Source organism: Herbaspirillum frisingense GSF30 (genome assembly GCF_000300975.2).
Classification (GTDB): domain Bacteria; phylum Pseudomonadota; class Gammaproteobacteria; order Burkholderiales; family Burkholderiaceae_D; genus Herbaspirillum; species Herbaspirillum frisingense.
This window is the reverse complement of record NZ_AEEC02000073.1, coordinates 1-4,845: the sequence shown is the minus strand read 5'-3', so window position 1 is coordinate 4,845 and position 4,845 is coordinate 1. Positions and strand designations below refer to the sequence as shown.

General features: G+C 62.2%; 4 protein-coding genes. 2 read left to right on the top strand and 2 right to left on the bottom strand.

Annotated features, from left to right (window positions below; all coding sequences use genetic code 11):
- Nucleotides 1-203: 203 nt before the first annotated feature.
- Complete coding sequence (locus HFRIS_RS24265) at nt 204-1,331, bottom strand: RluA family pseudouridine synthase (protein WP_039877257.1); 1,128 nt, start codon at nt 1,329-1,331, stop codon at nt 204-206.
- Between the two features lie 113 nt (nt 1,332-1,444).
- Here HFRIS_RS24265 and HFRIS_RS24260 point away from each other — a divergent pair, with 113 nt between their 5' ends.
- Nucleotides 1,445-2,245: an outer membrane protein assembly factor BamD gene (locus tag HFRIS_RS24260; RefSeq protein WP_006465670.1), complete on the top strand. Its 801-nt coding sequence runs from the start codon at nt 1,445-1,447 to the stop codon at nt 2,243-2,245.
- Between the two features lie 106 nt (nt 2,246-2,351).
- Here the strand turns inward: HFRIS_RS24260 and yaaA are convergent, their stop codons facing one another.
- Nucleotides 2,352-3,128 (bottom strand): peroxide stress protein YaaA, encoded by a 777-nt coding sequence (gene yaaA, locus HFRIS_RS24255; RefSeq protein ID WP_006465669.1) that lies wholly within the window; start codon nt 3,126-3,128, stop codon nt 2,352-2,354.
- A gap of 247 nt (nt 3,129-3,375) precedes the next feature.
- Between yaaA and HFRIS_RS24250 the strand changes: the two genes are divergently transcribed.
- Nucleotides 3,376-4,845: methyl-accepting chemotaxis protein (locus HFRIS_RS24250; protein ID WP_006465668.1), on the top strand; the 1,470-nt coding region annotated here is incomplete at its 3' end.

Genomic DNA, 4,845 nt, shown 5'->3' with positions numbered 1-4,845 from the left:
AGCGCACGATTACGAGCCACCAGCAAGGGATCATCGGCCACATGCAGGCCCAGGTTCAGGCCAGGGCCGCCATGCCCATCGTCGTAGGGAGCCGGGCTGTAGCCGCCGCCGCGCAAGGTGGTCATGGCGCCCACGCCGGCAGGCGCCGGCCAGTCGGGGATCAGCAGCTCCATGGAGCGCCCTCCGCGGCCCGCCGGGGCCGCTCAATAGTCATCATCTTCGTCGTCATAGTCGCCGGCCACCGGATCGGGCTGCTCATCCATTTCGGGAATCACCGCCAGGGCCGGATCGATGCCGGCGCGCTGCAGCAGCGCCACGATGTCCTCCGGCAGCGGTGCGGCCCACTGGCGGAACTTGCCGCTACCCGGGTGGACCAGGCCGAGGCGACCGGCCAGCAGCGCCTGACGCGGGAACACCGGGATCAGGTGATGCTTGCCATACAGCGCATCACCAACCAGGGCAAAGCCCAGCGACTGCAGGTGCACGCGGATCTGGTGGGTACGCCCGGTTTCCAGGCGGCAATGCACCAGGCTCACCGGCTTGCGATCGATCTCGCCGGTGGCCAGGCGACGGTAATGGGTCACCGCCGGCTTGGCGCGCATGCTCTGCGATACCGCCATCTTGATGCGGTCACGCGGATGGCGCGCCATCGGCGCATTGATGGTGCCGGACAGCTGCGGCAAGCCCCACACCAGCGCCAGATACTGACGCTTCATGCTGCGCGCCTGTAGCTGTCGCACCAGATCGGTCTGCGCCGCCAGCGTCTTGGCCACCACCATCAGGCCGCTGGTCTCCTTGTCCAGCCGGTGCACGATGCCGGCACGCGGCACCTTGGCCAGCGCCGGGCAATGGTGTAACAGACCATTCAAGAGCGTGCCGCTCCAGTTGCCGGCGGCCGGGTGCACCACCAGACCAGCCGGTTTGTTGAGCACGATGAGGTACTTGTCTTCATGCAGGATATCCAGCGCCATGGCTTCGGGAGCATAGGGCTGATCGGCCGGGGCCGACTGCGGCGCCACCTCGACCAGCTCATCGCCCAGCATGGTCATCTTGGCCTTGGCGGGGGCACCATCGACGGTGACGTGACCGTCTTCAATCCATTGCTGGATGCGGTTGCGGGAAAATTCGGGCATGAGGCCGGACAGGACCTTGTCCAGCCGCTGGCCGATGACTTCATCGCCCAGGCGCAGGCTCACGGGCTCCAGGCCAGAGCTGCCATCGTCGTCGGCAGCGGCCTGGCCGTTATCGTCGTCGAAAGCCTCATCGGCGGGGAGGTCGGGGGTCATTGGCGTATCGCCATTTGTAATCGGAAGGGGTTTCTTACGTGACATCAGCTATAATCGCCGGATCGGGTTGATTGTATTTCGGGTATCGATGCAGCCGGCTCGGGTAGGCGCACAGCGCCATGCACAACTGATAAGTCCCAGACAAGCACACAAGAGTCATGCACAAAATCTTATTGAAGTTCTTCATCATCGGTTTTGCCCTCTCGCTCACCGCCTGCGGCCTCTTGCCGGAGCAAAAGGATGAGACGGTCGGCTGGTCTGCCTCGAAATTATACTCGGAAGCCAAGGACGAACTGAATGCCGGTGGCTACGAGAAGGCCATCAAGTACTTCGAGAAGCTGGAATCGCGCTACCCCTTCGGCACCTATGCGCAGCAGGCGCAGATGGACATCGCCTACGCCTACTACCGCCAGAACGAACAGGCCCAGGGCCTGGCGGCGGTGGACCGCTTCATCAAGCTGCACCCCAACCATCCCAACGTCGACTACATGTACTACCTGCGTGGCCTGATCAATTTCAATGATCGCACCAGCATCTTCGACACCTTCACCGACCAGGACAACACCGAGCGCGATCCCAAGGCCATGCGTGACGCCTTCGACTCGTTCAAGCTGCTGGCAGAACGTTTCCCGGACAGCAAGTACACCCCGGACGCCATTGCCCGCATGAAATACCTGGTCAATGCCATGTCGCAATACGACGTCCACGTGGCCAATTACTACTACCGCCGTGGCGCCTACGTATCGGCGGCCAACCGCGCGCAGGCCGCCATCAAGCAGTATCCGGACTCGCCTGCCAACGAAGAGGCGCTGTTCATCCTGATGCGCTCCTACGAAGCCCTGGGACAGACCAAGCTGAAGGAAGATACCGAACGCATCATCCAGGCCACCTATCCCAACAGCCCCTGGTACACCGGTGGCCCCAAGCAGAAGGCCAAGCCCTGGTGGAAGGTCTGGTAAGCCAGCTTCACCCCATATAGAAAACCCTCGCCATGCAGATGGCGAGGGTTTTTTGTTTGTTTGACATTTCCATCAGGCAAGGCGTTGAGCCCTGCCCGGCCGCAGCTCAGCCCTCCAGGCGACGGCGGAAGACCCAGTTCTTCTCATTGGAAGCCTCGGGCGCGAAGGCATAGCCTTCCAGGTCAAAGCCCTTGAGCTTCTCCGGCTGGTTGATATTCTTCTGCGCCGCATAGCGCGCCATGAGTCCGCGTGCGCGCTTGGCGTAGAAGGAAATGATCTTGTACTTGCCGCCCTTCCAGTCCTCGAACACCGGCGCGATCACCTGTGCCTTGAGCAGCTTGGGCTTGACCGACTTGAAGTATTCGTCCGAAGCCAGGTTCACCAGCACCGGCGTCTTCTGCGCGGCCAGTTCCTCGTTGAGGGCATCGGTGATCTCGCTGCCCCAGAAGGCGTAGAGGTCCTTGCCGTTGGGATTGGCCAGCCTGGTCCCCATTTCCAGGCGATACGGCTGCATCAGGTCCAGCGGACGCAGCATCCCGTACAGGCCCGAGAGAATGCGCACATGGTTCTGCAGGTAATCCAGCTGCTTGCCATTGAGCGATGCCGCATCCAGGCCCTCGTAGACGTCACCATTGAAGGCCAGCACGGCCTGCTTGGCATTCTTCGTGGTGAACTTGCGCGACCAGCTTGCATAGCGGTTCACATTGAGCACGGACAACTGATCGGAAATTCCCATCAGGCTGCCGATCTCAGCCGGCGAGAGCTTCTTGAGCAATTCGATCAGCTCGGCCGAGCGCGGCACAAAAGCCGGCGTGGTATGCACATCGGTGGTCGGAGGCGTGTCGTAGTCCAGCGACTTGGCGGGAGACAAAACAATCAGCATGAGGCGGTTATCCAATGATCAGGTTGGGACAAGATGGCCGCCATGATACCGAAAGCGCGGCCCTTGCGCCCGCTCCCTCCTACAAGTTCCGCCGAAGCGGCAATATGCGCCGCAAAACACTGGTTATTGCCGCTTTGATCTGACAAGGCGCGCTCCTAAACTGCATGAGCCAACCCTGCAGGCATGGGTCGATCCGTCACCTGCATCCGGTGCTCCGCCACCGATATTCCAAGACCAAGGACAAACCATGAAATGGTTCTACGATCTGCGCATCGCCCGCAAGCTGATGCTGACCTTTGCCGCCATCCTGCTCCTGACCGCCGTGCTGGGGGTGTTTTCCATCGTGCAGCTCTCGCGGGTCAACGACGCCTCCACCGAAATCGCTACCAACTCCCTGCCCAGCGTGCGTTACCCGCTGGAAGCCAAGGTCGCCCTGGCGCGTATCCGCACGATACAGTTGCAACACATGCTGCCGGGCAACGAAGGCAATGTGGAGAGCAATGAAAAAACCATCGGCGGCCTCTTCACCGACCTGGCCAGGATCCTGGACAAGTACGCGCCCCTGGTCAATTCGCCTGAAGAGAAAACCAACTTCGATGCGATCAAGGCCGATCAGGCCATCTTCACCAAGATGCATCAGGAGATCGCCACCCAGGTGCGCGCACAAAAGATCGACGACGCCCGCGAACTGCTGATCAAGCAAGCGACCCCGGTCTACCTGCGCCTGTTTGCGGCCCTGGACAACGCGGTCAACATCAATGTCAAAGGCAGCGAGCAAACCGACCAGGAAGCCCAGGACCGCTATGAAAGCTCGCGCATCATGATCGGCGCCCTGCTGGCTGCCTGCATCGGCCTGGGGATGCTGCTGGCGACCTGGGTGGCGCGCATCGTCTCGCGCCCGCTGCAGGATGCCATGCACGTTGCCGAACGCGTGGCCGAGGGCGACCTCACGGTCGAGATCAAACCCGCCGGATCCGACGAGACCGGCCACCTGATGCGCTCGCTCAAGGCCATGAACGACAGCCTGCTGCGCATCGTCACCCAGGTCCGCGAAGGCACCGACACCATCAACACCGCCTCCCGCGAGATCGCCACCGGCAACCTGGACCTGTCCACCCGTACCGAGCAGCAGGCCAGTTCGCTGGAAGAAACCGCCTCGGCCATGGAAGAGCTGACCTCGACCGTCAAGCAGAACGCCGACAACGCCCGCCAGGCCAACCAGCTGGCGCACTCGGCGTCCGACGTGGCCACCCAGGGTGGCAGCGTGGTGTCGCAGGTGGTCGATACCATGGGCGCCATCAACGATTCCTCGCGCAAGATCGTGGAAATCATCAGCGTGATCGACGGCATCGCCTTCCAGACCAATATCCTGGCCCTGAACGCCGCCGTGGAAGCGGCCCGCGCCGGCGAGCAAGGGCGCGGCTTCGCGGTGGTGGCCTCGGAAGTGCGTTCCCTGGCGCAGCGATCGGCCGCCGCAGCCAAGGAAATCAAGATGCTCATCGACGATTCGGTGGCCAAGGTCGATACCGGCAGCAAGCTGGTCGAAACCGCCGGCAGCACCATGACCGAAGTGGTGGCCAGCGTGCGCCGTGTCACCGACATCGTGGGGGAGATCACTGCCGCCAGTTCCGAGCAGAGCGATGGCATCGAACAGGTCAACATCGCCATCACCCAGATGGACGAAGTGACCCAGCAGAACGCCGCGCTGGTCGAACAA

Bases quoted from the DNA above. Each gene is read 5' to 3' on its own strand.
- yaaA (WP_006465669.1), bottom strand. From the start codon at position 3,128: ATGCTGATTGTTTTGTCTCCCGCCAAGTCGCTGGACTACGACACGCCT.
- HFRIS_RS24260 (WP_006465670.1), top strand. From the start codon at position 1,445: ATGCACAAAATCTTATTGAAGTTCTTCATCATCGGTTTTGCCCTCTCG.
- HFRIS_RS24265 (WP_039877257.1), bottom strand. From the start codon at position 1,331: ATGTCACGTAAGAAACCCCTTCCGATTACAAATGGCGATACGCCAATG.